This window comes from Chryseomicrobium imtechense (genome assembly GCF_041475995.1).
Lineage (GTDB): Bacteria > Bacillota > Bacilli > Bacillales_A > Planococcaceae > Chryseomicrobium > Chryseomicrobium aureum.
This window is the reverse complement of the sequence record NZ_JBGOBM010000003.1, coordinates 161,811-188,145: the sequence shown is the minus strand read 5'-3', so window position 1 is coordinate 188,145 and position 26,335 is coordinate 161,811. Positions and strand designations below refer to the sequence as shown.

At 40.9% G+C, this 26,335-nt stretch carries 29 protein-coding genes; 21 read left to right on the top strand and 8 right to left on the bottom strand.

The genetic code is table 11. The annotated features are described in order from the left end of the window. The first annotated feature begins 5 nt into the window (after positions 1-5). From AB5N96_RS04125 to AB5N96_RS04105, 5 genes are all read left to right on the top strand, one after another. The gene (locus AB5N96_RS04125; protein WP_499704712.1) at positions 6-1,520 is read left to right on the top strand and encodes a hypothetical protein; all 1,515 of its coding nucleotides are present in this window, start codon (positions 6-8) and stop codon (positions 1,518-1,520) included. 15 nt (positions 1,521-1,535) lie between these two features. Beyond that, positions 1,536-2,354, top strand: coding sequence for a S1C family serine protease (locus AB5N96_RS04120; protein ID WP_499704711.1), 819 nt, complete (start codon positions 1,536-1,538; stop codon positions 2,352-2,354). Positions 2,355-2,538: 184 nt separating this feature from the next. Continuing rightward, on the top strand, positions 2,539-3,837 hold the full coding sequence (locus AB5N96_RS04115) for a diguanylate cyclase domain-containing protein (RefSeq protein WP_499704710.1): 1,299 nt from the start codon (positions 2,539-2,541) through the stop codon (positions 3,835-3,837). A 256-nt stretch (positions 3,838-4,093) separates the two neighbouring features. Next, complete coding sequence (locus tag AB5N96_RS04110; protein WP_204590900.1) at positions 4,094-4,195, top strand: diguanylate cyclase; 102 nt, start codon at positions 4,094-4,096, stop codon at positions 4,193-4,195. A 3-nt stretch (positions 4,196-4,198) separates the two neighbouring features. Next, positions 4,199-5,362, top strand: a complete 1,164-nt coding sequence (locus AB5N96_RS04105; protein ID WP_499704807.1) for a putative bifunctional diguanylate cyclase/phosphodiesterase — start codon at positions 4,199-4,201, stop codon at positions 5,360-5,362. A gap of 32 nt (positions 5,363-5,394) precedes the next feature. Here the strand turns inward: AB5N96_RS04105 and cydC are convergent, their stop codons facing one another. From cydC to AB5N96_RS04090, 3 genes are all read right to left on the bottom strand, one after another. Continuing rightward, positions 5,395-7,080 carry a thiol reductant ABC exporter subunit CydC gene (cydC, locus tag AB5N96_RS04100; RefSeq protein ID WP_499704709.1) on the bottom strand — a complete coding sequence of 562 codons (1,686 nt, stop codon included), beginning with the start codon at positions 7,078-7,080 and terminating at the stop codon, positions 5,395-5,397. Beyond that, positions 7,077-8,783, bottom strand: a complete 1,707-nt coding sequence (gene cydD / locus AB5N96_RS04095) for a thiol reductant ABC exporter subunit CydD (protein ID WP_499704708.1) — start codon at positions 8,781-8,783, stop codon at positions 7,077-7,079. The genes cydC and cydD overlap by 4 nt, the downstream gene beginning before the upstream one ends. 118 nt (positions 8,784-8,901) lie before the next feature. Next, positions 8,902-9,207: a nucleoside triphosphate pyrophosphohydrolase gene (locus tag AB5N96_RS04090; protein ID WP_392455364.1), complete on the bottom strand. Its 306-nt coding sequence runs from the start codon at positions 9,205-9,207 to the stop codon at positions 8,902-8,904. A 117-nt stretch (positions 9,208-9,324) separates the two neighbouring features. Here AB5N96_RS04090 and AB5N96_RS04085 point away from each other — a divergent pair, with 117 nt between their 5' ends. From AB5N96_RS04085 to AB5N96_RS04055, 7 genes are all read left to right on the top strand, one after another. After that, positions 9,325-9,708, top strand: coding sequence for an SET domain-containing protein (locus tag AB5N96_RS04085; protein ID WP_204590884.1), 384 nt, complete (start codon positions 9,325-9,327; stop codon positions 9,706-9,708). A gap of 154 nt (positions 9,709-9,862) precedes the next feature. After that, positions 9,863-10,423 (top strand): sulfurtransferase TusA family protein, encoded by a 561-nt coding sequence (locus AB5N96_RS04080; protein WP_392455365.1) that lies wholly within the window; start codon positions 9,863-9,865, stop codon positions 10,421-10,423. A 17-nt stretch (positions 10,424-10,440) separates the two neighbouring features. Beyond that, positions 10,441-10,836: a DsrE/DsrF/DrsH-like family protein gene (locus AB5N96_RS04075; protein WP_499704707.1), complete on the top strand. Its 396-nt coding sequence runs from the start codon at positions 10,441-10,443 to the stop codon at positions 10,834-10,836. Between the two features lie 40 nt (positions 10,837-10,876). Then, the gene (locus tag AB5N96_RS04070) at positions 10,877-11,998 is read left to right on the top strand and encodes an MBL fold metallo-hydrolase (protein ID WP_392455368.1); all 1,122 of its coding nucleotides are present in this window, start codon (positions 10,877-10,879) and stop codon (positions 11,996-11,998) included. A 16-nt stretch (positions 11,999-12,014) separates the two neighbouring features. Continuing rightward, positions 12,015-12,242, top strand: a complete 228-nt coding sequence (locus AB5N96_RS04065; protein WP_499704706.1) for a sulfurtransferase TusA family protein — start codon at positions 12,015-12,017, stop codon at positions 12,240-12,242. Between the two features lie 17 nt (positions 12,243-12,259). Next, positions 12,260-13,036, top strand: coding sequence for a sulfite exporter TauE/SafE family protein (locus AB5N96_RS04060; RefSeq protein WP_499704705.1), 777 nt, complete (start codon positions 12,260-12,262; stop codon positions 13,034-13,036). 85 nt (positions 13,037-13,121) lie between these two features. Beyond that, positions 13,122-13,988 carry an aldo/keto reductase gene (locus AB5N96_RS04055; protein ID WP_204590909.1) on the top strand — a complete coding sequence of 289 codons (867 nt, stop codon included), beginning with the start codon at positions 13,122-13,124 and terminating at the stop codon, positions 13,986-13,988. Between the two features lie 40 nt (positions 13,989-14,028). On the opposite strand, the gene AB5N96_RS04050 is transcribed toward AB5N96_RS04055, so the two are convergent. Together AB5N96_RS04050 and AB5N96_RS04045 are read right to left on the bottom strand one after the other, a co-directional pair. Further along, positions 14,029-16,155, bottom strand: a complete 2,127-nt coding sequence (locus AB5N96_RS04050) for a sensor domain-containing diguanylate cyclase (RefSeq protein ID WP_499704704.1) — start codon at positions 16,153-16,155, stop codon at positions 14,029-14,031. Between the two features lie 91 nt (positions 16,156-16,246). Further along, positions 16,247-16,792 (bottom strand): hypothetical protein, encoded by a 546-nt coding sequence (locus tag AB5N96_RS04045; RefSeq protein ID WP_499704703.1) that lies wholly within the window; start codon positions 16,790-16,792, stop codon positions 16,247-16,249. A 60-nt stretch (positions 16,793-16,852) separates the two neighbouring features. Here AB5N96_RS04045 and AB5N96_RS04040 point away from each other — a divergent pair, with 60 nt between their 5' ends. From AB5N96_RS04040 to AB5N96_RS04030, 3 genes are all read left to right on the top strand, one after another. Next, positions 16,853-17,806 (top strand): phosphatidate cytidylyltransferase, encoded by a 954-nt coding sequence (locus AB5N96_RS04040; RefSeq protein ID WP_499704702.1) that lies wholly within the window; start codon positions 16,853-16,855, stop codon positions 17,804-17,806. Positions 17,807-17,884: 78 nt separating this feature from the next. Next, positions 17,885-18,469: a hypothetical protein gene (locus tag AB5N96_RS04035; protein ID WP_204590874.1), complete on the top strand. Its 585-nt coding sequence runs from the start codon at positions 17,885-17,887 to the stop codon at positions 18,467-18,469. A 61-nt stretch (positions 18,470-18,530) separates the two neighbouring features. Then, positions 18,531-19,148 carry an NUDIX hydrolase gene (locus AB5N96_RS04030; RefSeq protein ID WP_499704701.1) on the top strand — a complete coding sequence of 206 codons (618 nt, stop codon included), beginning with the start codon at positions 18,531-18,533 and terminating at the stop codon, positions 19,146-19,148. A gap of 21 nt (positions 19,149-19,169) precedes the next feature. Here AB5N96_RS04030 and AB5N96_RS04025 read toward each other — a convergent pair whose 3' ends face one another. Further along, positions 19,170-19,406 (bottom strand): hypothetical protein, encoded by a 237-nt coding sequence (locus tag AB5N96_RS04025; RefSeq protein WP_499704700.1) that lies wholly within the window; start codon positions 19,404-19,406, stop codon positions 19,170-19,172. 122 nt (positions 19,407-19,528) lie between these two features. On the opposite strand from AB5N96_RS04025, the gene AB5N96_RS04020 reads away from it, so the two are divergent. Together AB5N96_RS04020 and rpmG are read left to right on the top strand one after the other, a co-directional pair. After that, positions 19,529-20,650 (top strand): GTP-binding protein, encoded by a 1,122-nt coding sequence (locus AB5N96_RS04020; RefSeq protein WP_204590870.1) that lies wholly within the window; start codon positions 19,529-19,531, stop codon positions 20,648-20,650. 12 nt (positions 20,651-20,662) lie between these two features. Beyond that, positions 20,663-20,812, top strand: coding sequence for a 50S ribosomal protein L33 (gene rpmG, locus AB5N96_RS04015; RefSeq protein ID WP_342527110.1), 150 nt, complete (start codon positions 20,663-20,665; stop codon positions 20,810-20,812). A gap of 33 nt (positions 20,813-20,845) precedes the next feature. On the opposite strand, the gene AB5N96_RS04010 is transcribed toward rpmG, so the two are convergent. Both AB5N96_RS04010 and AB5N96_RS04005 read right to left on the bottom strand, forming a co-directional pair. After that, positions 20,846-21,652 carry an undecaprenyl-diphosphate phosphatase gene (locus AB5N96_RS04010; RefSeq protein ID WP_499704699.1) on the bottom strand — a complete coding sequence of 269 codons (807 nt, stop codon included), beginning with the start codon at positions 21,650-21,652 and terminating at the stop codon, positions 20,846-20,848. Positions 21,653-21,669: 17 nt separating this feature from the next. Continuing rightward, positions 21,670-22,254: a hypothetical protein gene (locus tag AB5N96_RS04005; protein ID WP_499704698.1), complete on the bottom strand. Its 585-nt coding sequence runs from the start codon at positions 22,252-22,254 to the stop codon at positions 21,670-21,672. Positions 22,255-22,408: 154 nt separating this feature from the next. Here AB5N96_RS04005 and AB5N96_RS04000 point away from each other — a divergent pair, with 154 nt between their 5' ends. From AB5N96_RS04000 to eutH, 4 genes are all read left to right on the top strand, one after another. Next, the gene (locus AB5N96_RS04000) at positions 22,409-22,987 is read left to right on the top strand and encodes a copper resistance CopC family protein (protein ID WP_499704697.1); all 579 of its coding nucleotides are present in this window, start codon (positions 22,409-22,411) and stop codon (positions 22,985-22,987) included. Next, positions 22,987-24,072 (top strand): CopD family protein, encoded by a 1,086-nt coding sequence (locus tag AB5N96_RS03995; protein WP_499704696.1) that lies wholly within the window; start codon positions 22,987-22,989, stop codon positions 24,070-24,072. The genes AB5N96_RS04000 and AB5N96_RS03995 overlap by 1 nt, the downstream gene beginning before the upstream one ends. Before the next feature lie 294 nt (positions 24,073-24,366). Beyond that, positions 24,367-24,939: an ANTAR domain-containing response regulator gene (locus tag AB5N96_RS03990; protein WP_499704695.1), complete on the top strand. Its 573-nt coding sequence runs from the start codon at positions 24,367-24,369 to the stop codon at positions 24,937-24,939. Between the two features lie 110 nt (positions 24,940-25,049). Next, positions 25,050-26,327, top strand: a complete 1,278-nt coding sequence (gene eutH / locus AB5N96_RS03985) for an ethanolamine utilization protein EutH (protein WP_499704694.1) — start codon at positions 25,050-25,052, stop codon at positions 26,325-26,327. Positions 26,328-26,335 lie beyond the last annotated feature (8 nt).

Sequence of the window (26,335 nt, the reverse complement as noted above, 5' to 3'; positions counted from 1 at the left end):
ATGAAGTGAAGAAACTAGCAGCAAATATAATAGTACTTCTAATAGGTCTCATGTTTTTAGCGGCGAGCGGTTGGCTCATTTTTCAGCATGACGCAGTCACCGGAATGCTCTGGGCAATTGGTTTGTGGCTGATTCCCTTTGCATTTTTTATCCTTTCTATTGTCGCGCTCGTTAACAAAGGATTACCGAAACTCTTCATCCCGTCTAGACTTGCGGCATCGGGGCTCTTTGCATTATCACTGACACTCGGAGCCAGTATTGTTGTTCTCGCGTTCGCGAATGCATTTGCCATTGAAGTTGGAGAGCCGGAAGAAGATGCAGCTGCCAAAATCGGCTGGTTCGGTAAATGGACAGGCTACAAAGACCTGCAAGATAATCTAGAAGAAATTGAAGGCGTCTACGCTACCTATTACGTTACTTCTGAAAACAAAGATAAGATTTCGGAAATTGAACGTATGATGCCACTTATAGAAGAACGTTTAGATATGTACCTCCCAAAACTAGAAGCAGACGAAAAACCACAGATTGAGCTCCACCGGGATGCTTCTACCCTGCAATTACTTGGGGATGGTGACATGCTAGGCGGGTTCTATACAAGTATCACAGAACGCATGCATATCCATGACAACAATACATACTGGAAGGAAATCTTGATTCATGAGTATGCGCACTATCGCATTCATCAGTATCAGCTTGAAGAAACCGGTGAAGCTCTTCTTATTCCCATTTGGTTAGAAGAAGGATTTGCTGATATGGTGACAGGAACGCTTCCACTTGGACCATTTGATGCCTATCAAGATCTGCCATTAGAAGAGGTTCATAAACGGGGGAGCCGGGCCACTACAGAGCTAAATGGTGTTAGTTTATATACATACGGTCAACTGCTTGTGACTGAATTAACACGAAAAGGTGGCGTGGAACAGCTACAAAAGTGGTTGTTAGAAGAAGATACAACTCAATTGGAGCAAGATTTTCGAGCACTCTATGGAATGTCAGAAAATCAGGAAATCCAGCGTGTCATCATTGCTGACTATCAAAAACAACTGACGATTTCCGCGGAAAGTCGAATGGAAGCGTCAACGAACCATTTTGAAGACTGGCAAGAACAACTGGATGTGCTAAAAGAGAAACTGTATTTGCCTATGTATATCCAAGCTATGGAACATTGTTATAGATTGTTTAAGAATGAACTGAATTTCGAGGAAGCAGAGCAACTCTTGAATCTCCTTGAACGAACGGATATTACTAGAACGCAAGAGGAAATTCAACAAGAGCGAGCTATGCTAGAAGCAGGTAAAGGAAACCTTGAAGAAGCTGTTCGTCTCCTTGAAGAAATCACTAGTACCCAGACAGAAGGGGTTCGCCTTCTACTCCTGCAACAAGACAATTTACTGTTGAAGCAACTCATAGAAAACCCACATGATCCGGAAGTGGCGAATTATTTGCAGAACCGACCGTTATTTGGAGATGGAACTAGTGAGTGGCTAAATCGAATGCAACAAAACATGAATACAGAATGAATGTGAGGAAACCGAATGGAAATTGAACAGACAACGAGACAAGGCAAGCTTAGACCTTTTCTCAAATCAACGTCATTGGTTGTCATAGGCGTATTACTCGGGCTTAATCTCTCTGGATTCTACTTTAATCAGTCAGAAGCCGAAAGTACTACCAGTAAGCCTGCTGTCGCAGGGACTACCACTAGTCAATCCGATAACTATAGTGCATTAATCAAATCACTTTCTCCCCAAGTCGTTACGATTTATACGGAAACAGGGATGGGTTCGGGCTTCCTTTACGGGGATGAGGGGTATGTGATTACGAATGCGCATGTTACATTGGATGGGACCGAAGTAGAGGTCTGGAATGCGTATGGTCATTATTCAGAAGGCGAAATTGTTGGAATTTCTGAGTATATGGATATTGCACTGGTCAAAGTACCGGATTATACAGGAGAAATAGGGTTAGCTATTGACCGTGAAGCTGTAATCCCTGTGGGAACTCCTATCCTAACAATTAGTGCACCATACGGTTTAGAGCATACTGCATCATTAGGATACATTACAGGAAGAGAACGCAATTTAGAGATGGATTCCGCTTCATCCTACAATCAGTTCATCCAATTTGACGGACAAGTCGGCCCAGGAAGTAGTGGTGGACCTTTATTCGACCGATCGACTGGAGAGGTTATTGGGATCATCACGCAAACTGGTGGTGACTTTGGAGAAATCAAATATGCGATTCCTGTAGAAGATGCCTTGTACTTTGTGGATCGTTGGTTAAAGAAACCTATGCAGGCGAAAACCATTGAAGAGGTTCAATCAAACTTGAAACAGCTTTATGAATGGGAATAAATGAAGCCCTTCTTCAAAATAAAGGAAGAAGGGCTTTGTTGCGCATATTTCTATGGTAATAATCATAAATATAATAGAATGTGTCACAAAATACTCACTTTATTTGCGAAAAATTCGATTTTTAAAGGGTATATAGTATATAATCAAACCAATTATTGTTTTTTTGGGAAAAGGGGAAATGGGTATGCAACAATTCTTCGATTCGTATCTATCTGAAGGATTAAAAATGATACGCTTATTTGACTATGTCGATGACTTGGTGTTTTTAATGAAAGTAGAGCCACGAGGAATTTCCTACCAATATATTAACCAAGCTGTAAAAGATATTTTGTTGTTTGATGAATCAAAAATCAACAAAACTCTGCAAGAAGTCATTTCAAATAAAGAAGAAGCTGACCTTCTTCATGCCCAGTACATGCAAGTAGCTACTTCACGAGAACCCGTAAAGTTTATTCATGAACTTGTTAATCCTACCCGCAAATTTATCGGAGACACTACCCTTTACCCTGTCTTAAATGAAGACCGAACATGTTTGTATATTTTAGCGATTGTAAAAGACATCACTGAGAAGTACCAGTTAGAACAAAAACTCCGAGAAAACGAAGAGCGGTATCGACTCATTGCAGAAAACTCATTAGATGTAATTAAATTAATTAGTCCTGAAGGAATTATTGATTATGTGTCTCCTTCCAGTGAAGAAATTGTGGGATTCCAACCATCAGATTATTTAGGTCATCATTTTAGTGAATTTCTAGCTGATGAAGATAAAAATCGAATTGTGCAATCATTTGAAGAAGTCGCACTGCTGGCGAAACCCATTACAGTTGAAGTGAAACACCGTCATCAACAAGGTCACTTTATTTGGATGGAAATTATTGCGACTCCCGTTTTAAAAGATGGGCAAGTGACCCAAGTCGTAACTTCTGCACGTGACATATCTGAACGAATGGAATATCGTGAGAAGCTTGCTAAAATGGCTTTTCATGATTATTTGTCAGGTCTTCCGAACCGCCGCCTATTCGAAGATCGATTAAACATGGCCCTTCGACATGCAAGTCGTCATGGAGAACGTGTTGGGCTGATTTTACTGGACGGACGAAATTTTAAACGAATCAACGACACCTATGGACATGAAGTCGGCGATGAAGTTATCGTGAAGATAGCACGCCGTTTAGAGCAATCAGTCCGGGAAGTTGATACCGTCGCACGTCTTGGAGGAGACGAATTTGCAATTGTGTTACCCGAATTGATTAAAGAAAGCGATGCAATTCGAATTGCAGAGCGTATCGTTCAAGTTTTTGAAGAGCCTTGTGTAATTAATGGATACACTATTGAATTTAAAGTAGACCTTGGGATTGCTGTCTATCCAGACCATACCCAAGATCAGAAAGAACTGATTCGTTTCGCAGATGAAGCCATGTACACAATCAAAGCGGATACAAAATCATCTTACTTTATGTATGGAACAACTACTCTCGTTTAGTCTCTAGTACCTAAGGTCTGACATCTTCAGGCCTTTTTTTTATGTATTTATCTTCTATTTGCTACAAATCAGCTATCCTTTGATATAATTAGGAGACTGAAAATTCTTTCAAGTTGGCAATTAAAAGGTGGGTAGGTATGGAAAACACGAATCAGACGCACGCATTTGAAACGCATTTTTCAAAACAGGATTTGCAAACGCTACTTTTGGTAAAGACATCACACTGCTCAAAAAACATCAAGAAATGATGCATTATATGGCATACTATGATAGCTTGACGGGTTTAGGAAACCAACGTCTTTTCAACGAAGAACTAAAGCAAAAGGTAGACCCATCCACTGAGCAAGAGTTTGCCTAATGGATTGTAGACCTTGATCGCTTTAAATTCATCAATGACCATTTAGGGCACGAAGCAGGTGACCGGTTGATCACTTCTTTTTCGGAGAGGTTGAAAGCTGTCATTGGAGATCGTGGTCAAGTGTTTCGCTATGGAGGCGATGAATTTGCTATTCTCACACCGATGGAATCCGAACTTGCCATTAAATTGATGGCTGTAGAGGTCATCTCCGAGCTGACGAAATCGTATGATATCGATGGATTCTCCACTATTTTGACAGCTAGTGTAGGTATAAGCTTCTACCCACGACATGGGAAGGAACAACAGGAGTTGATTCGGGCAGCAGATCATGCGATGTATCACGCCAAAAAGTACGGACGAAATACATTTAAACTGTATAGTTCAGACATTGAAGGATTAGCACATTCTGATTTACGCATGGAAAATCTTTTGCATCAAGCACTCGAAAATAAAGAATTTGTTTTATACTATCAACCACAATATCATGCAAATACAAATAAGATTCATGGAATTGAAGCATTGATTCGCTGGAACAATCCTGAACTTGGCATGGTTCCCCCAGATGTCTTCATTCCGATTGCTGAAGAAACAGGTGCTATCGTACAGATCGGCGAATGGGTGATTGAAGAAGCTTGTCGCCAAAATGCAGAGTGGCAAAAGAAAGGTTTTCCGGCAACTCCTATAGCTGTCAACCTCTCTCTTCGTCAATTCTATCAAGCCGATCTTCAAGAAAAAATCAAAGCAATTTTAAAACGAACTGGATTGGGACCCCGCTGTCTGATGCTTGAAATCACAGAGACAATTGCTATGCAAGAAGACATTGCAGCGGAAATACTACGTGACTTGAAAGCGTTAGGAGTACGCATTGCAATGGACGACTTTGGGACTGGTTATAGTTCGCTTCGCTACTTACAGAACTTTTCGATTGATCATATTAAAATCGACAAAGCATTTACAGATAAACTATCGACGAAGGAAGGGCGCGCTATCATCGCCACGATTATTTCTTTAGGCCATCACTTAGATATGACAGTTGTTGCTGAGGGGGTAGAGACACCTTATCAAGTTCATCAGTTACGGGAACTTGGGTGCGATGTCTTCCAGGGCTATTATTACAGTCGACCGCTTCCTCCTGAAGATTTGATTGAACAATTATTTGGAAAGTAAAAAGCTGCCCTTCGACAGAAGGACAGCTTTTTTTATAGAATAGTGTCTTCAATTTGCTTCATCTCATAGAAAACGCCTTTCTGTTTCATTAACAAATCGTAGGTGCCTTTCTCCACAATCCGTCCGTGATCGAGTACGACGATTTGATCCATCTGCTCGAGTCCAGAAAGTTTATGACTAACCAATACAACTGTGGATCCTTCACTATGTTTCCAGAGTTCGTTTGTTAGGTTTTCTTCTGTTTTGTAATCTAGACTTGTAAAGGGTTCGTCGAAAAGGTAAATCGCTTTTTTCGTGAGGAACAGACGAGCTAGTGCTAATCGCTGTTTTTCTCCACCTGATAAGTTCTCCCCACGTTCAAACACTGGTTCATCGAGTTCAATTATGAACTGCGCCTTTTCGAGAGCGTCCTGAAGTTCTTGGTCTTGTGCGTTCGGGTTTGCAATCGCCAAGTTTTCTCGAATTGTTCCGTAGAAGAAATGGCTAGTTTGTAACTGAACACCCATCACATTCCATAAGGATTCAGGGTCAAGAGCGGTGAGAGACTGGTGATTCACACGAATGTCTCCACTCGTTGGAAATGCCATGCCTGCAAGTAATTGAAGAAGTGTCGATTTACCAGAACCACTAGCCCCTACTAATGCCGTCCGTGTTCCAGCTATCAATTCCAGATCCAAATTTTTTAAAGTGAATCGGTCGGCTTCTGGGTAAAGATAGTTTACATTTTGTACATGAAGTGAATACGCAGACGCTTGATTTAACTTTTCATAGTGGTGAGGCGGTTGTTCATCTACGACCACTTGAAGTCGGTTCAGTGCCTGACGACTTTCATGAAGATGTCCTGGCACACCGGCAATCGGTACGGCGGTTTCAAACGACGTCAATGCAACAAGTGTCAGCATGGCTAAAAACAGCCCATTCAATTCACCTTGTGCTACTAAGTAAGCACCGACAGCTAATATACCAAACGCTGTTAAGGAAGCAACAGAAGCATTTAATGTCTGACTCCACAATTGCACGTTTCCAACTTGACGTTGTTCGCGTATATACGCCTCTTGTGCTTGTTGCACTGCCTGTTCTTTTTGTTTCACTTGATTGTGCAATTTCAATTCCCGAAATCCGGCAATGTACTCCGCGGCTTCTGTAGCAACAGCCGCCCGTCTCACTAACACATCATTTCTTCTTAGTCTTTCGGAAAATAGTGCCGGTATGACAAGGGCGACAAGCAGAAACCCGAGAATCATAACGAGAGCTAACCAGATTGAGAAGAACAACGTGAAAAACACGGTCGCTAAAAATACGACAGCCGTGACAAGTGGTGGATAGACCACGCGCAAGAAGAAATTCTGAATAATCTCGACATCACTCACAAAGCGGCTGAGTAAGTCACCACTGCGATAGCGTGTGAAAATTTGCGGCACTAGGGGACTCAGCTGTGCAAAGAAGTGCTCGCGAATACGACTGAGCGCTTGAAACGTCACGCGATGCGAAATCAAGCGTTCAAAATATTTACTGGATGATTTCACCGCTCCAAACAACTTAAGAAATGCAGTTAAAATTAAAATCGTATAAAACGGTGGGGACAATGCAGCTTGAGAAATCAAAAAACCACTTTGAGCAAACAACGCAATGGATGTTAATCCACTAACTGCTCCTAGAGCTATGGCAATCGCTACATCTTTTCGTTCTTCTGCCAGTAAGCTAATTAGTTCTTTCATACGTCATCGCCTCCTTCTAATAAAGAAGCCGCATAAGCATTTTCGCGTATCACATGTTCAGGAGGCCCAAAAGCAACAAGACGACCGTCTTCAAGCACAGCGATTTTATCAGCTTTCCGAATGGTTGGTAGGCGGTGGGCAACCGTTATCACAGTGGCCGTTTCAGAAAGGCTCTCCATCGATTGTGATAGGATACGCTCGGTTTTCACATCAAGACCGATAGTCGGTTCATCATAAAAGACGAGAGCGGGCTTCTTGAGAAAGGAGCGGGCTAAAGCAATTCGTTGCTTTTCGCCACCGGATAATCCGCGCCCGCCTTCACCAACCGCTGTTGACCAACCTTGTGGAAGGGTGCTGATCAGTTCTGTTAAACCGGACGCTTCAATAGCGTGCTTCAATTCATCATCGGATGAAACAGTACCCATCTCAATGTTTTCGCGGATTGTCCCTGAAAATAGATAAGGATGTTGAGAGATATACGTTGTCTGATCCCACCAACTGGACTCATCGACTGTATTGCGTTCCTTTCCGTTTACCACTATTGCTCCAGTAAGTGGATCATAAAGTCCGGCTAAAACGCCAAGGAGTGTCGTTTTCCCTTGTCCTGAAGGGCCTATAATAACGAGCCGTTCATTCGGTAGTGCTTCAAGTGCATCAATTTGTAAGGTAAATTCACCACCATATGAGTAAGTAGCCTTGTTTAAATCTAAACGAACCGGATAGCGGAGAGGTGATGAGCCCCACTTCACAGATTTCTCTTTAGCATCCAATTCTTCTTTTAATTTTTCGGCAGCCGCTAAACTCCCACGACCTGTATGGAATGCGGCCCCAAGCTCTTTCAAGGAGTTGTAGTACTCAGGCGCAATTGCTAATACAAAAAATGCTGGAGCAAATGCGAGCGTTTCAAACACGAGCATCTGGAAGCCGATCTCTAGAGCTAGCAATCCAATTCCCAATGTGATGATCAGTTCAATAAAGAACGAGGAAGCAAAAGCGATTTTCAGAATCGACAACGTCGTTTTTTGAAAGCCCGCATTGGTTTCTTTTAGAACAGTAGCCTGTTCTTTGCCGCGTCCGAAAAGCTTTAAGGTTTGAAGTCCTTGCAAGATGTCTAAAAACTTCCCAGAAAAGAATGAGAGCTCTGCCAATTGGCGGTCGGATTTTTGTTGTGTCTTTAAACCAACTAAAATATACGAAATCGGTATAAATGGAGCGGTGATCAACATGATCCATCCGCTGTTAGGATTCACTATAAATACACTAATTAAAATTGCCAAAGGAACAATCGTTGTTTTAATCACTTGCGGAACATATTCTCTGAAGTAAGGATCAAGCTGATCCACGTAATCAATTAATGTCGTTAATTTTTCTCCAGTTTGATTGCGTCCTTTTTCAGATACTGGTTGTTTTGTCCATTTCGATAATAAGTCGTTACGTATCGATTTTCGGACAGTTAATGATAAGTGTAGGCCTAAACGAGCATTGCTGTAGTTTACTACTGAACGAGTGAGCAATGCTCCAACTAGAATGACAAGAAAAAAACTAATTTCTTCAAAAGAGACGTCCTGTACAAATACACCATCGACTACTTGCACGATAGCATAGCTTTGTACAATAATAGCTGCGGCTAAAACGCCTGTAAGAAGAAATAGAATGAATAGTACCGTTCGATATTGAAAGGCCCACGCTTGGAGCGTTTTCATTGGCTTCACCTCTTACTCCTTATTATACGGATTCTTCGCTGTCTATACGCTTCTCAGGGCTTAGAAATGGACTAGGATTTGAAGGAACTGTGACAACGAGAAAGCCCCGTTTCCAAAGTTAGGAATCGAGGCTTGTGTTAGGTATAGCTTGTCCTTGATCAAAAGCACCTTGTTCTGTTTTTTTACGTCTGCGTACCATTTCAAGTTCTTCAAATGTCATATTATGAGCGGGAAGTAGTGCGTGAACAAGCTCAACTAAATCAACAAGTTCTTGAACAGCCTTCCGGTCTGTCTCAGCTTTTTGGTAATTTTCTGCAGTAGCAAGAAGGCGTTGTTTCAAAGCAACTCGATAAGCTGTTCCTCTTAACCTTTCAGGCTTTTCCGTCTTCAGTTCTGGACATTTGTCTCGTACTAATTTCATCATTGGCATTCGCTCCTCAAAAACAAAGTACTTTTCTATACCCGATTTTTTAAGATTTAGACTCAATTGAACGAACGTGGTACAGTAGGGAAGACAAATCTAGGAAAAGCAGGTACTTGTATGATTGAAATTAAATGGTCTCCATTAGGCGAAGGTGAAATGAACAGAGGCGTGTTTGCAAAACAAACGATCACAAAGGGTACATTGTTCCATCAAGCCCCGGTCTTAGCCTATCCGAATGAAGAACATCAGTATATTGAAAAAACGCATCTTGCAGACTATGCATTTGAATATGGGATTGGCCGTTCTGCGATCTTGCTTGGATACGGGATGCTGTTTAATCATTCGTATACACCAAATGCGACGTATGAAATCAATTTTGACAACCAAACGTTTGATTTTTATGCGTATACGGATATTGCTGAAGGAGAAGAGATTCTCATCAATTACAATGGCGATGTCGATGATCAAGACGAACTTTGGTTTAATAAAGAAGAGAAGTAATACTCCTAGCTGTCCTTTCAAAAGGGCAGCTTTTTTTAGTAAAATGCATAGGTTGACATTTTGTCGCATACACTTTAATATACCTAGTGGGGTATATAAAATTCTTTTTTATTTCAATTAAAATATACCCATTAAGGTATAAGGGAGGCTCGTTATGATTCACACAGATTTCGTGTTGGACGCAAAAGGACTGGCTTGTCCAATGCCAATAGTCAAAACACGCAAAGCAATGAAAGACCTTCAAACAGGCGAAGTGCTAGAAATACAAGCAACAGATAAAGGCTCTACTGCTGATTTGCAAGCTTGGGCAAAAAGTTCTGGACACCTGTATCTCGGTACAGATACTGAAGGAGAAACATTACGCCACTACTTAAAAAAAGATGGCCTAGGTGAAGTGGAGGAAACGATTGAGATTCCGGAAATCTCACTTTTATCTTTTGAAGAACTACTTAACGATTCTTCACTAACAATACTAGACGTTCGAGAAGAACAAGAATTCAAAGACGCACATATTCCAGGTGCTCTTCATATTCCGCTAGGTGACGTTGAAACACGTGCACAAGAACTTCCCAAAAATGAGACCATCTATTTGATCTGCCATTCTGGAAGACGAAGTGCGATTGCAGGAAATATCCTCGCAAAAGCTGGATATGAAAACTTATACAATATTGTTCCGGGAATGCGGGACTATAAAGGAAAAACAACATCACTATAAAAGAGGAGAGATTTTTAATGACTAGAAAAACAGCAATTATCGCAGCAAACGGTGGACTATTCGACGCATACAAGGTATTCAACATTGCAACTGCAGCAGCAGCTACCGATCATGAAGTCCAAATTTTCTTCACGTTCGAAGGATTGAACTTAATTCATAAACAAGGGAATCAACAACTTGAAATGCCAGCTGGTAAAGAACATTTTGCAGAAGGATTTGCAAAAGCGAATGTTCCAAGCATTCCAGAATTGATTGAAATGGCACAAGATCTTGGTGTTGAATTTATTGGATGTCAAATGACAATGGACGTAATGGGACTAGAAAAAGAACATTTCGTAGATGGAATTGAAGTCGGTGGAGCTGTAACTTTCCTAGACTTTGCACAAGATGCTGACGTTACACTAACGTTCTAAATTTTTTTGATTAAAAATATACCTTGGGGGTAGTTTGTAAATGACAGTACATGCAATGCCGGCAAAACAAGTTGCCCGTAAAATTATAGAAAATCAACCTCTTTTCATTCTAGATGTACGGAACGGCGATGCGTTCGCAGATTGGAAAATCGAAGGAGGCAACATTCAGTACTTGAATGTACCTTACTTTGATTTATTAGATGGAGTGGAAGAGGTAGTAAAAGACCTACCAACAGACCGTGATATCTTAGTTGTCTGTGCAAAAGAAGGCTCTTCAATCATGGTTGCCGAAATGCTATCAGAAGAAGGCGTTGACGTCGCGTATTTAGAAGGTGGAATGAAAGCATGGAGTGAACATTTAGAACCTGTGAAACTTGGAGACTTACCTTCAGGTGGAGAGATTTATCAATTTGTCCGTTTAGGAAAAGGCTGCTTATCGTATATGATCCTATCAAACGGCGAAGCCTTAGTAGTGGATGCTACGCGTATGACAGACGTATTCTTAAACTTTGCAAAAGAAAAGGGACTCGAAATCAAACACGTTTTCGATTCTCACCTTCACGCGGATCATATCTCGGGAGGACGCCAAATTGCAGAACAAACAGGAGCAACATATTACTTGCCACCTGCAGATGCAGAAGAAGTGGTTTTTGGGTTCGAACATCTAATAGATGGTCTTACTGTAAAAGTAGGATCCGTAGAAGTAGAAGCTCTTTATTCACCAGGACATACGATTGGGTCGACGTCATTTGTGATTGATGCAAGTTACCTGTTGACGGGAGATATCCTCTTTATCGATTCGATTGGCCGTCCAGACCTTGCTGGTTTAGCAGAGGATTGGGTAGGCGATTTAAGAGAATCACTTTATGCTCGCTATCAAAAGTTAACGGATGACTTACTCGTTGCACCTGCCCATTTCATGATTATGGAAGAACTGAATGAAGACGGCAGTGTGGCAAAACGTTTAGGTGATTTGTTCCGTGACAACCATGGACTCAACATTCAAGATGAGCAAGAGTTTCGTGAGTTAGTAACAAAGAATTTACCACCACAACCAAATGCATACCAAGATATTCGCCATATGAACATGGGGAAAATCACACCGGATCTAGAAGTACAGCGTGAGATGGAAATTGGACCAAACCGCTGTGCTGTCCGCTAAAGAGGGGAGTTTATACATGAGTATAGCAAAAACACTAGACGCAAAGGGACTTGCTTGTCCGATGCCAATTGTAAAAACACGTAAAGCGATGAACGATATCGAGTCAGGTGAAATCCTAGAAGTAGTAGTCACGGATAAAGGTGCCAAAGCAGATTTAACTGCATGGTCTCGTTCAGGAGGACATGAATTGTTAGATGTGCAAGAAGGATCAGAAGTGCTTACATTCTTGATTAAAAAAGCGTAAGGGAAGAAGGAATAGAGATGAGTATCGAATTTGTCGTTGTCATCTTTTTAATCGGGTTCATCGGTTCATTTATTTCAGGAATGGTCGGCATCGGAGGCTCGATTATCAAGTATCCTATGCTTCTCTATATTCCACCGATGCTAGGATTCGCAGCGTTTTCAGCGCATGAAGTATCTGGAATCAGTGCCATCCAAGTATTCTTTGCAACAATTGCAGGTGTCTGGGCGTACCGTAAGAGTGGGTATCTCAATAAAACACTGATTACGTATATGGGTGGAGCTATTTTAATTGGTAGTTTTATTGGAGGATACGGTTCTACGTTAATTTCAGAAGGTACAATCAACATGGTATATGCGGTACTTGCGACTTTGGCTGTCATCATGATGTTCTTACCGAAGAAAAACTTAGATGATCGTCCAGTCGAAGAAATTGTCTTTTCGAAATGGTTGGCTGCAGGGCTTGCTTTTATAGTAGGGATTGCAGCAGGAATTGTGGGAGCAGCTGGAGCATTTATTTTAGTTCCGATCATGCTTGTCGTCTTAAAAATTCCAACGCGAATGACAATTGCAACATCCTTAGCAATCACATTTATTTCATCCATTGGTTCTACCATCGGAAAAATTGCAACTGATCAGATCCTCTATGGACCTGCAGCGGTCATGATTGTGGCAAGTGTTCTCGCAGCACCACTCGGGGCGAAAATTGGTCAAAAAATGAATACGAAATACCTCCAATGGATTCTAGCAGGGCTAATTTTAGCGACAGCTATAAAAATTTGGTTGGATATTTTGTAAGAGTACGCTATTCTTTTCCTAATAAGAAAAGAGTAGCGTCTTTTCGTATGAAGGAGGAATTGCAGTGAAGGATAATCCATTTGTAATGGGCTGTATGCGCATCAACGAGTTGACGGATCAGGAACTGACAGAATGGGTACAACATGCACTTGAGTTAGGAATTCATACATTTGATCACGCCGATATTTATGCCCGCGGGGAATGTGAAACACGATTCGGAAACGTCATCAAAAACGAACCATCGTTGCGTGACAAGATGGTGCTACAAACAAAAGCTTCTATTCGAGCGGGATATTATGATAGTTCTAAAGAACACCTCTTATCATCAGTAGATGCAAGTCTTTCACGTCTTCAGACAGATTACATCGACGTCTTCATGCTACATAGACCTGATGCATTGATGGAGCTTGATGAGATTGCCGATGTATTTGATACGCTTGCAGGTTCTGGAAAAGTTCGTTCATTCGGTGTAAGTAATTTCAACCGCTATCAACTAGAATGGTTGCAAGCAGCGACACATCAGCCAATTGAAATCAATCAATTACAGTTTAGTCCTGTACACTCTTCATTGTTGACTACAGGAATTCAAGCCAACACGGAATTTTCAGGAGCCATAGATCGAGATGGTGGTGTATTAACCTATTGCCAACAACAATCCATTCGCATTCAGGCCTGGTCACCGTTCCAGTTTGGTTTCTTTGAAGGGGTATATCTGGATCACCCACGTTTCCCTGAACTCAATAAAGTGTTAGAAGAACTTGCTACACATTACGGTGTAACAAAATCAGCGATTATAGCAGCGTGGATTCTCCGCCATCCTGCCAATATGCAGGTCGTTGCAGGCTCGACAAAAGTGAACCGGATCAAAGAAATCGTTGCCGGAGCAGAAATCACACTGTCGCGAAAAGATTGGTATACAATCTACCAAGCAGCAGGGAACCGTCTGCCATAAACAAAAAGTGCTTTCCTAGAAAAACTAGGGAAGCACTTTTTTATTCACTACCATAGGTCACGACTTGATTTCGTCCTGCTTCTTTCCCAATATAAAGTGCCTTGTCTGCACGTTCAATGAGTTCATCTACATGCCAATCTTTTGAAGAATACGTAGCAATACCAATCGTTGCTGTAATATGAATCGAAATCGTATTGAAACGTATCTCGAGCTCTTCAATGGATTGACGTAAACGCTCTCCAATCTTTCGTGCATCTTGTAAATCTGTGTTTGGCAAGAGCATTAAAAACTCCTCGCCACCCCAACGAGCTGTGACGTCCGATTGCCGGATGAAGGACTGAAAGTGCCGACTGAGTGTTTGGAGAACGAAATCACCGCAGCTATGACCGTATGAATCGTTTACTTCTTTGAAGTGATCTAAATCAATGACTAAGATAGAGAACGACTTATTGGATTTATGGTACGTCTCCATGGACTGCGCAAGTAACTGTTTCATGTGGCGCATATTGTACAAGTTTGTTAAAGGGTCTGTCTTTGCCAGATGTTCCAATTTACGAGTTTGAAGTTGCAATTCTTCTGACTTCAGCATATTACTCATTGCAATGGATAGATACAAAGCCAGTAACCGCAGCATTTCAATCTGACGTTCACTAAAGGCATCTTGCTCATAACTCTGCACTGTCATAGAGCCAATCGTCTCATCATTCATGCTGAGCGGTAAGAAATGGATAGAACGCGGATTTTTATCCGGAAAGCCAGATTCTCGAGGTGTATAGTCTTCGTCTACGACAGCTTTTCTAATATGAATTTCTTGGTTTTCCCGAATGCAGCGCACTGACAGACTGGAGGTGTCTTGAATGCTTTTATTGCTAAGGGAAAGGAGTGTACCCTGTTCAACAAATGCACGGTACTCGACTTCTTGGGTTTCTTTATTGTATAGACATAAACCGAAGATATCTGCATCCATCAAGCGATTTAAATCAAGATAAACTGAATACATCGCTTCTGCGTCTTCTTGATTCGCGATGATACGGCGACCAATCTCACTGACAGTCTTCAAATCTTGATAGGAGTCTTCTAGTACTTGCGCTCGAATTGAAGCTTCTTCCGACTCACGCTTCAATTGCAATCGCTCGATCTCCGCTTCCCGTTGCATGCGTTCTACTTGAGCTTCTGTCATATAACGAGAGAGTTGATCTTTTACTTCTTTTGTTTTAATTTGTTCAGTCACTTCGTTATAACGCAGTAGATATTGGTAAGCTCTTTTATACTCTTCTGATGCATAATAGACATCCGACATCCTTTGTAAGATTTCTTGAGTTAATAAGACTGCTTCTAAGGATTCGGCGATTTCTAATGCTTCTTTATAATTTTCTAATGCATGTGTGTAGTGGCCTTGATCTGAATAGAGACCACCCATATCAATCAGAATTGTAGCTACTGCATACTTTGCATCTTGCTCTTGATACATTTTTAAAGCGAGTGCAAACGATTCATAAGCTTCTTCCCAATGCCTTTTATGTTTCGAGATCAATCCAAAGATACTATGACAATGTGCCAATGAGTTGCGATCTTCTACTTTCGTTTGAAGTATTGTAAAGGCTTGTTTATTGAATTCTTCTGCTTCATCTATTTCTCCAAACTGTAGATGAAGATCTGCCACGTTCGATAGCAATAAAGGGACAATATCATGCTGTTGCTCTTGCGCCACAGCTAGTGCTTCTAAGAGCTGATTGTGTGCTTGTTTAAACTCCCCAAGTTCATAATAAATAAACCCAAGGTTGTTTAAATAGTGTGGGTCAATTGGCAAATCATATTTCTTGATTAGATATAAACCTTCTTCAAATGCATCCCCTGAACGCTTCAGGTCACCTAAGCTAGAGTATACATATCCAATTACTCGTTTTGCGTTGACGATCCATTCGATAGATTGATAATGTTCAACGACTTGCAGGGCTTGTTTGACGAGACTTAATGCCTCTGCGTTTTTCCCTTCATGGGCATGACAAAAAGCAAGCGTGATTTCAGCTTGTGCATATAGAAGTGCATTTTCTTTTTTAGTAGTAGTATTTAGAATATTTTGGCTGATGCGTGCAGCTTTTTTTGCGTCAGAGTGCACAGTGGACCAAGCGCTTTGAATCTGTGTATAGGAATCGATAGCTTCCATTGGGTCACATCCATATAAGTTCAATTATTTAGAATAGTATACCATTTCGGTAATTAGGAAACCATACATTGGAAATTAATTTGTTCGTCAACTAGCTCTTTTTTTGTGCTACATATTCTTGTAGTAATCCCTCATAGACTAAGTGTGACGATAAAATTGTTCGAAAATCATTTGGTTCAACTAATGAAGGGAGCTTGGGCCAAAAGCGAATTCCAGCACGATGTAGAATTTCAGCAACAAATTGTGAACAAAAATAAGACCCTTTTGGTTCGAACGGAGCTTTTACTGCAACACCAAAGACACCTAATAAATTATAAATCGTCTTTTTATTGTTTTTCTGAAATAATGCTATCATCCGCTCAATCTTTTGATATTGACGTGGGCTTACTTGGATTTCATAAAGCGCACATGTTGTATTAGGATACTTTTTATAGGTGCCGTTAAGGACATCTTCTTGGACAAAACCTGCTTGAAAAGGGTTGTTGGGTTTTTTGCGCCCAAAGCTATATAATTGAGTCAGCTCTTTATCGAGAGAGAGAGAAGAATGATTATAGGGAGCTTTCGTGTACGTTTTGATAGTCTTTGTAAAAACAGTACCTGTATCGGTTAATAAGATGTAGACAAATCGTTCATTCAAAGGGGATCCTCTCCTTCTGTTTGATACCAGGGGTGTGGGCAAATGTTGGTGGAGTATTTTATGAATTCGACATTTTATGTCGTCTATGTAGTATTTCTAGTGTTGATTGCAGTAAGTCTTCTTGTATCAGTTATAACATATTTTCAAAAGAGGAAAAATAAGGGCGCAAATAAATATGAAGAATTAGTGATCCGTACGAAGCTATGGTGGGGGATGGCAACAATTTTTGGACTATCATTTTTAGTCCATCCGAATGTTTCATTGTTGTCACTAATGGTGTTATGTTTTTTAGCATTACGCGAATACTTTTCAATGCTCGAGACACGTAAGCATGACCGTAGACTTTTTATCTGGGCATACCTTGCAATCCCTATCAACTTTTACTGGATTTATATTGGATGGTACGGCATGTTTATTGTTTTTATTCCAATCTATGTATTCTTATTTCTGCCACTCGCTCGTCTATTTCAAAAAAGCAGTGCAGGATTTTTAAAATCTGTCAGTATGACGCAGTGGGGGCTAATGCTTTTAGTATTTGGTTTAAGTCATTTAGCTCTGTTTGCTAAAATGCCAGAAATCACGCGTCATGATGTTGGAATTGCTACACAGTATGGTGCATTGATGGTCCTGTTCTTGATTCCGTTGACGCAGGCCAATGATGTGATTCAGTATATGGTCTCGAAAAAATGGGGCAAACGAAAAGTATTGCCAGTGGCTAATCCGGTTTTGACGTGGGAGGGTGTTGTGGCTGGCGTACTCGGAACAACTTTGCTCGCGGTAGTGATAGCACCATGGATTACTCCGATGTCTGTTCCATTTAGTATTTTCGCTGGATTCTTGATTGGCGCGACAGGCTTCTTTGGAACGGCTGTCATGTCAGCGCTTAAGCGAAACTTCTTTTTACGGGAGACAGTAGATGGACAAGTGGTTGAAAGTAAGACGATTAATAAAGTGGATAGCTTAACATACACAGCACCCGTGTTTTTTCATTTGGTCTACTGGGCTATTTTTTAAAGCACCCTGCAAGGCAGATTTATTTATGGTAGACTGTTATTATCAAAATTGTCAGAAACTATATGGGAGTGTTCGAACATGTCAATGGAGTTACTAACGAAGCAGACAGCTGGCGTGATCAATGCGGTTACAAAGCAACCGAAATGGGAGAAAGAGACACTCCAACAAGGAATTCAAAAGATTCTTGTGGAGAAGCGCGCGAAAGTAGAGTCAGATGAAGTATATCTTGAGTCTTTGCTGCAAAACGTTGCGTTTTATATCAATCATACAAATGGGATGAACAACTTTTTCTTTCAAAGTATTGATAAAGAGACGTTTTATTCACCGGATAGCTTCAAAGTGTATTTAGGGAATCTCCGGACGATGGTGAAAGATCCGGAAGAGCTTCAAAAGATGATGGAGAAGCAGCGGGACTTCGTTTTAAAAGGTGAGACTGTAGAGGAACGGGCGCGTCACGCAGAGCTTGCGTATATGACGACGAAGATTGTGAATGACTTGCTGCTCGATTTCTTAACGACATTCTACCATCCAAATAATCGAGAACCAATGAAACCGTTCATGGAATATAGTGCGAAAGTGGTTGTCGAGACAGTCTTTAAATTCTGTAACACCTATGCATCTTTGCAAATCAATGAGTTGCCTGGTAAAGAGAAGTTAAACTAAATGAACAAAATCCTCTTCTGCATCGTCATAGCGGGGGAGGTTTTTTTTAGGGGGAGAGAAGATGCCAGAATTGCTACGCACATTTACAGAAGACTATACATTTATTGAGAACAAAGAGCGTGAATTGGTTCATCGCGACGGGGATTGGCATGAAGTGTTTCATTGTTGGATTCTTGAGAAGCGGCGAGAAAAATGGTGGATTTATCTTCAACTTCGTAGTCTTAAGAAAAAAGATTATCCAGGAGACCTTGATATTACAGCAGCCGGCCATATAGGAGCGCATGAGCGTGCGGAGGAGGGGATCCGTGAAGTGGAAGAAGAGCTCGGTATAAAAGTGAACTACGATGAATTGATTTCACTGGGCGTGATTCCTTATCAAATTCACACGCAAGCTATTCATGATGCAGAATTTGCACATGTTTTTTTGTATAAACATTCTGGAACGATAAGAGATTTTACAATTCAGCGTGAAGAGCTTGATGGACTGTATGCGACTCTGCTTGATGACTTTTTAAATCTAATAGAGGAGAGTAGGGCTTCTATCTCGGTTGAAGGATACAGATTTATAGATGACATACGGGTAGAGGAGGCTCGTACCATGGAATTAACCGATTTAGGTACCCTGCCGAAAGAATACTTATATCCTCTAAAGCAATTAATTGAAGAACAGATCAAATAAGAGCCTAGAATGGGCTCTTTTTTAATCCCCCCATTTAAAAGGCGTATAACGCTTCTTAATTTTCTCTATATCATGCATATTATCTAACCATTCTTCCATAGAGCCACAACTTGTGCAAAGATAGCGCCCAACTGGAGATGCTGTCAAAGCCCCTATTCCTGTATAAATATTATTCCCAATTTCATTGAGTTCAAGAATACCATGGACATGAAGAACTTCGTCATGGTTACATTTTGGACAAACTCCTGTATTTTTCATGATCAACACTCCTTTAAGTCATTTACGGAAAGCACATGTAAAAGTTTCGCTTGCACTAAGACAAGGAATAAAGTATTCTATAAAACGTAATGATTACGATTTGATAAGTGAGGGGCTTTACTATGAGAAAAATTCCTGTGACAGTATTAAGCGGTTATCTCGGAGCTGGAAAAACAACACTACTCAATCATATTCTCGCCAATCGAGCAGGACTGAAAGTAGCGGTTATTGTGAATGACATGAGCGAAGTCAATATAGATGCTGAACTTGTAAAACAAGGTGGCTTTCGTCATACAGAAGAGAAACTCGTAGAAATGCAAAATGGTTGTATTTGCTGTACACTGCGTGAAGATCTAATTCTAGAAGTACAAAAGCTCGTTGAAACAGGAGACATCGATTATTTGGTCATCGAATCATCAGGAATCAGTGAGCCGATTCCAGTGGCTCAGACATTCACTTACATCGATGAAACTGTTGGCATCGACTTAGGGCAAATTAGCCGCTTAGATACAATGGTGACAGTTGTTGACGCAAATCGTTTCTGGCACGATTTCACTTCAGGCGAAACACTTCTTGACCGTAAAGAAGCCGTTGGAGAAGATGATGAGCGCGAAGTGGCGGATTTATTGATTGATCAGATTGAATTTGCGAACGTCATTTTAATTAATAAAGTCGATATGTTGAAAGAAGAAAATGTCGCGGAGTTAAAAGGTGTTATTCGTAAACTAAATCCTGGGGCAAAGATTTACGAGACAGATCATTCGAAAATTCCATTAGATTATGTACTAGACACAGGCTTATTTGATTTTGAAGAAGCAAGCCAAGGTGCTGGTTGGATCAAAGAGCTAAACGAAGAGCATATTCCAGAAACGGAAGAGTACGGGATTTCATCGTTTGTGTTTAGAGCTGAACGCCCTTTTCACCCCGAACGCTTAATGGATTGGTTGATGGAATGGCCAGTGGAAGTTGTTCGAGCAAAAGGATTTTTATGGATTGCGACTCGACCAAAAGATGCCATTTTACTTTCACAGGCTGGGCCAGCCATGACAATTGAAAAAATTGGACATTGGGAAGAAGACACAGATGCGTATTTAACAGAGCTTGTCTTAATCGGGATCAAGATGGAGCAAGAGACAATTCGTCAAGATCTTACTAGCTGTTTGTTGACCGAAGAAGAACTAAAACAAGACTGGTCGTCATTTAACGACACTCTGCCAGGTGCAGAGACGATTATTCAAAACTAGGAGGAAATAAAAATGCGAGTTAATATTACATTGGCATGTACTGAAACAGGAGACCGCAATTACATCACAAAGAAAAATAAGCGTAACAATCCGGAGCGTATTGAATTGAAAAAGTATTGCCCACGTTTGAAGCGTGTGACACTGCACCGTGAAACAAAATAAGAAGCGAGGACTTTTGTCCTCGCTTCTTTTTTGTTAGCCAAAAATCAAGAATCCAAACCCTACAACTAAACAGTAGATGGTGAAATAAATCAGGTTCCCACGCGCCATAATATTCATGAACCACTTTAATGCAAAATAGGAGAAACCGAATGAGAAAATAAACGCTAGTAAGTAAGGCAACCACATATCACCAAGCGCAAGGTCCGGAATTTTTACTAGGATGAGACCTAAACTAATTGGGATAAACAATAAGAACGAGAAGCGAAGAGCGGTCTCTTGCTTCATGCCAAGACCCATTGCTGCAACGATGGTAGCACCAGAACGACTCACACCTGGGATTAAAGCAATCGCTTGTGCAAACCCTATAATAACTGCATCTTTCCACGTCAAATCCCCATCATTTTTGCGTCCCTTCAAATTCCGAATAAAGAATAGAGCGATACCTGTAGCGATTAAAGCAACAGCTACAGTTTTTGACGATCTAAAAACGGAGGCGATGGTATCTTCGAACAACAGTCCAATCACCCCTGCAGGGATTGTGGCAATAATTAAGTAGAGCACAAACTGAAAATCTTTTTTTGTTTCTTCTGTTTTAACACGTACATAACTTAATGAGTTTGTAACTAAACGTATAAGATCTTTTCGGTAAATCGCGAGAACAGCAAGAAGTGATGCAAAGTTCATTAAAATCTCAAACGTAAAATCGTCCCCACTCATGTTCAACCCAAATAATTCTTGAGCAATTACAAGGTGTCCACTAGACGAGACAGGGATGGGTTCAGTAAACCCCTGTAGGGAACCTAAAAATATGTACTTTAGTAAAATGATTAACTCTTCCATAGCCAACTCCTTAACTGTTAAAGCCCATCCTCTATCACAGGAATCGAATAATCACCAATGATTCTCTGTATAGCGCGAGACGTCCGCCCATCTTCTGCACTGAATGGGATGGTAATTTCTTTATCTGGACTTACAAATGTAATAGACGTTACTCGAGTGGGATTGGGTTCATAATGACGCGTAATTTGAGAGACTTCAACCAACTCTATACATTCAGAACTAAACTCCCCAAAATTTTGAGTTTCTATATAAGTTTCTTGAACAGATGAATAACTGAATAGCGAAAACAAGGCAATCGGTACACTGAGGAAGGCCAAAATCAAATGCACCCATTTAAGACGATAAGGCTTTCTCTTTTTGTCTGCATAAACGATTGTTGCATACGCACTAAGTGCAACAATTCCCAGCCAAGCAAAAGCAGCAGCCAACCCTTTAAAAGCTTCATCATGACGAATAACCGATAATGTATCATCCTTGAAAAATAGTAAATCTTGCATAAATAAAATAATAGGTATAGGTATAAACAAAGAGAAGATAAGCAACAAAATTCCGGAACTTAATAAAATAGGTTCACTATTCACCGGTTGTTTTTTTCGCTTCATTAGCTCTACACCCCTTTACAATGATGACAGAATTTCAAGTGCATGTCTAAAGGAAGTTGATCCATTTAAAAAGTTTTAGCGTTAGCCTCATAGAGTTCATTCATATTTCACAAACGTTTCGTATACTTAAACCGAATGTAAAGGAGGCCTTTCTATGAAAAAAATACTTCTATCAGTCACATTTTTAATTACTTTATTTTTTGCAACAACTGCATTTGCACACACTGAACTTAGTACGACAAATCCAGAAGACGGGTCGGAACTGACAGAAACAATTGATACAGTTACACTGACTTACTCTGGCCAAATTGAAGAAGGTAGTGTGTTTGAGGTAATCACTGAATCAGGTGAAGAAATAAGCGTAACAGGATTTACGATTGAAGACGGCGTTCTAACTGGTCAATTGGAACAACCTCTTGAAAATGGCATGTACACAGTCAATTGGAATTCAATAAGTGAAGACGGACATCCTTTAAACGGGACATTTACCTTTAGTATTAATGCATCAGTAGAAGAGGTAGCTACTGAGGAAGAGGTAGCAACAGAAGAGGAAGAACCAGTTGCAGCGGAACAAGAAGAAACCGATGAGACATCCCAAGCGACAGAAGTGGCTTCTACAACAGCGACAGCTCAAGAAGAAAGCACTGCTCCATTCATCTGGATAATTGCCGCACTTGCGGTCGTGCTAGTAGCGGTTAGCATCCTCACTATTACTAGAACAAAGAGAGCGTAATGGAACTCCTGGTTATGGCAGGGCAGCTGGTACTGTCGCTTGGACTAGCTGTACTTGTTGGAAGCTTTTTATTGCTGGCGGTACCTGAAACGAAACGACCCGCTTTGCGAGTGTCTCCAATTGTCATATTGATCAGTACACTGGCTGTGGTGATTGGTGCGTTTATTCCGATACTTCAAATTACATTTGCTCTACTACCACGCCAGTCGTTTACTACTGCACTTGAAACGGTATTACTAACTTATCGAACAGGGTTAGCTTGGGATTTCACACTTCTTGGAGGAGTACTGTTGGTTTTAACTTATGCGGTATTTCAAGAAAAGCGTCAGTGGTATTTCCAAGCAAGTTATCTCGCCTTAACAACATTTATGATTGGGACAATTGCTTGGGCTAGTCATGCAAGTTCTATTGCTCCAATTAAAGGGTTTATCGGGGATTTTTTACACCTACTAGCAGCTGCAGTATGGGTCGGCGTCGTCCTTGTAATTGCCTGGTTTTCAACGAATACTGAAAACTGGTTGGCGTGGTTAAAGTGGTTTTCTCCACTTGCATTTATTTGTTTCGTGACAATGGGTGTCAGTGGATTCTTATTAATGGATTTAACAGTTCCAAACTATGCGACAGGACTCAGTACTTCCTATGGGCAGGGACTATTCATTAAACAAGTACTGATGATTCCTCTCATGGCGTACATTGTGATCAATAGCTTTTTCATGAAGCGCTGGATTGAAACACGAAAATTAGATCCGATTCCATGGGTTCGAGCAGAATCCATCATCCTGGTTGCGATCTTCACTGTGACGGCATTCTTTAGCCATCAAGCGCCACCAAGCACTATGGTCATGGAGGCGAATCTATCGGCATTGTCCGCGTTCTTCTTGCAAGATTCTGTTCAATCCGGTGTTCAATTAGGGTTACAAGTGGGCGTGGGAACTGTAATATTTACAGGTCTTGCGATACTGTTTAGTGGTCTAGTGGTCACTTCATTTATCAAACGAGCACCACTTCTAGCAGGAGGATTCTTTAGTTTAGCTGCTATACTTTCGGCTTACATTGCTATGATGTCTGGTGTCATCATCATTTAAGACTGGTTTTAGGACCAGTCTTTTTTGATGGTATTTTTTTGAATTTCCAGAACACATTCAGTAATTACTTGCTTTTTTTAATGAACTTTTTTAAAGAACTAAGTGAAAAGTTTCATATTTATTTTTTGATTATTCAAAAATAACTTGATTCTTAAAATGTATCCCCTTACAATAAAACTGATACTCAGCGGCGACTACTGAAAGACAATGGCGTTTTCTCGGTAGGCGCAACCACTGCTTTACTGGTTCACCAGTTGCATGAGTTCTAATTTCCGAAGAAGGGAAGGACTCCGCATGAAAAAGCGCATTCTCATAGCTGAAGATGAATCTCTCATTCGTATGGATATCCGTTTGATGTTGGAAGACAGCGGCTATGAAGTCGTTGCAGAAGCGGGGAATGGAGACAAAGCAATCGAACTTGCCTTTCAACACCGACCTGATTTGGTACTCATGGATATCAAGATGCCAAAAATAAATGGTTTGCAAGCAAGCCAAGTGATTGCTAGTCAGCTCGATCTACCTATCCTGCTTATCACAGCGTACAGTCAAAAAGAGTTCATCGAAAAAGCCCGTCAAGACAATATCGTTGGCTACTTAGTGAAGCCGATTTCTGAAGCCAATCTTTTACCTGCTGTAGAAATTGCATTGCATCAAGCCGAAAAAGCTAAGCGTTTAAAAGCAGATGTGAAGGATGCAAAGAATGCAGTCGAAAAGCGAAAGCTCGTTGAACGAGCAAAAGGCATCTTGATGGACAGAGACAACCTCAGCGAACCAGAGGCGTTTAAGCAAATGCGAACAGCCAGCATGTCGCGTCAAATCACCTTAGAATCTCTTGCCAAGGAAATCATTGAACAAGTCCATAATTAAGCAACGGCGCTTAAAGAAAAGTTACTTTTTCTTTAAGCGTCTTTTTGTTTGGTTTTGGGTGAAGCGGTTTATCTTCTGAGGGTAAAACACACATAGGGGAGGAAATTGAAATGGCGTTAATTGGAACAATTGTAGTGTATATCATTATGATTTGTGCGGTAGCCGGAGCATTCGCCGCAATCAAGGATCCGGATCGGGGTCTAGGAAAAGAGTTTATGAATGGTTTACATGCAGTTGGTCATATTTTTGTACCGGCAGCTGGAATCATGGCATCTATACCGTATTTGACTTGGTTTATTGACCGGTTTGTTGGACCGTTGTTTAACTTTATCGGAGCTGACCCAGCAATTGCAGCGACAACCATCCTTGCATCTGACATGGGAGGCTACCAGTTAGCGGACGCTTTGAAAGCATCGTATGAAGGGTGGGTCATGGCCCTCATCGTTGGATTCATGGCTGGGGCAACAATTGTATTCTCGATTCCAATGGGACTTGCTATGTTAGATAAACGCGATCATAAGTATATGGCTCTTGGCGTTATGGCTGGAGTTTTAACCATTCCAATCGGAGCACTTATCTCATCTGTCCTTATCGTTTTATTTGATACAAAGGTACGTGAAATTGTTAGTACGACTGCGGACTCTAGTTATGAATTTGCAATCGGATATGGTCAAATACTCATCAACTTGGCCCCACTCCTCATCTTTGTTGTCATTATTGCAGCTGGACTAAAATTCTTTCCAAACGCGATGATAACAGGATTCATGGTATTTGGTCGATTAATGGATGCTGGAATAAAACTCGTTCTTGTCTTCTCCATTGTAGAAATCTTTACAGGTTTCTTTACAAATGTATTTGGAGGATGGGGCTTTGATCCGATTATGGCGGATGAAGAAGATCAGTTCCGAGCACTTGAAACAGCTGGTTATATCGGAATTATGCTTGCAGGGGCGTTCCCAATGGTGTATTTGATTCGTAAGTTCTTCTCGAAGCCGCTTGAAGCAGGTGGACAAAAAATTGGTCTTACGTCGGTCGGCAGTGCTGGATTACTAGCAACCGTTGCAAACATTTTAGCGATGTTCACATTAGTTCGTTATATGCGTCCAAAAGATAAAGTCATCAATATTGCCTTTGCAGTCTGTGCTGCGTTCTTACTTGGAGATCATTTATCCTTCACCGCAAACTTCCAACCGAACATTATTTTGCCGGTTATTTTAGGGAAGTTAGCTGCTGGAATCCTTGCGATTGGCTTTGCATATTGGCTATCCGTACCAACAGCATTAAAACTTGAAGAAGAAGACCGTGCAAGTGGTTTGATTCGTCCAGGAGAGTACGTGGATAAAGAGTACGGTGAACATGAGGAGATTCCTACGCCAGGTCGTCTCTAATCTGTGAA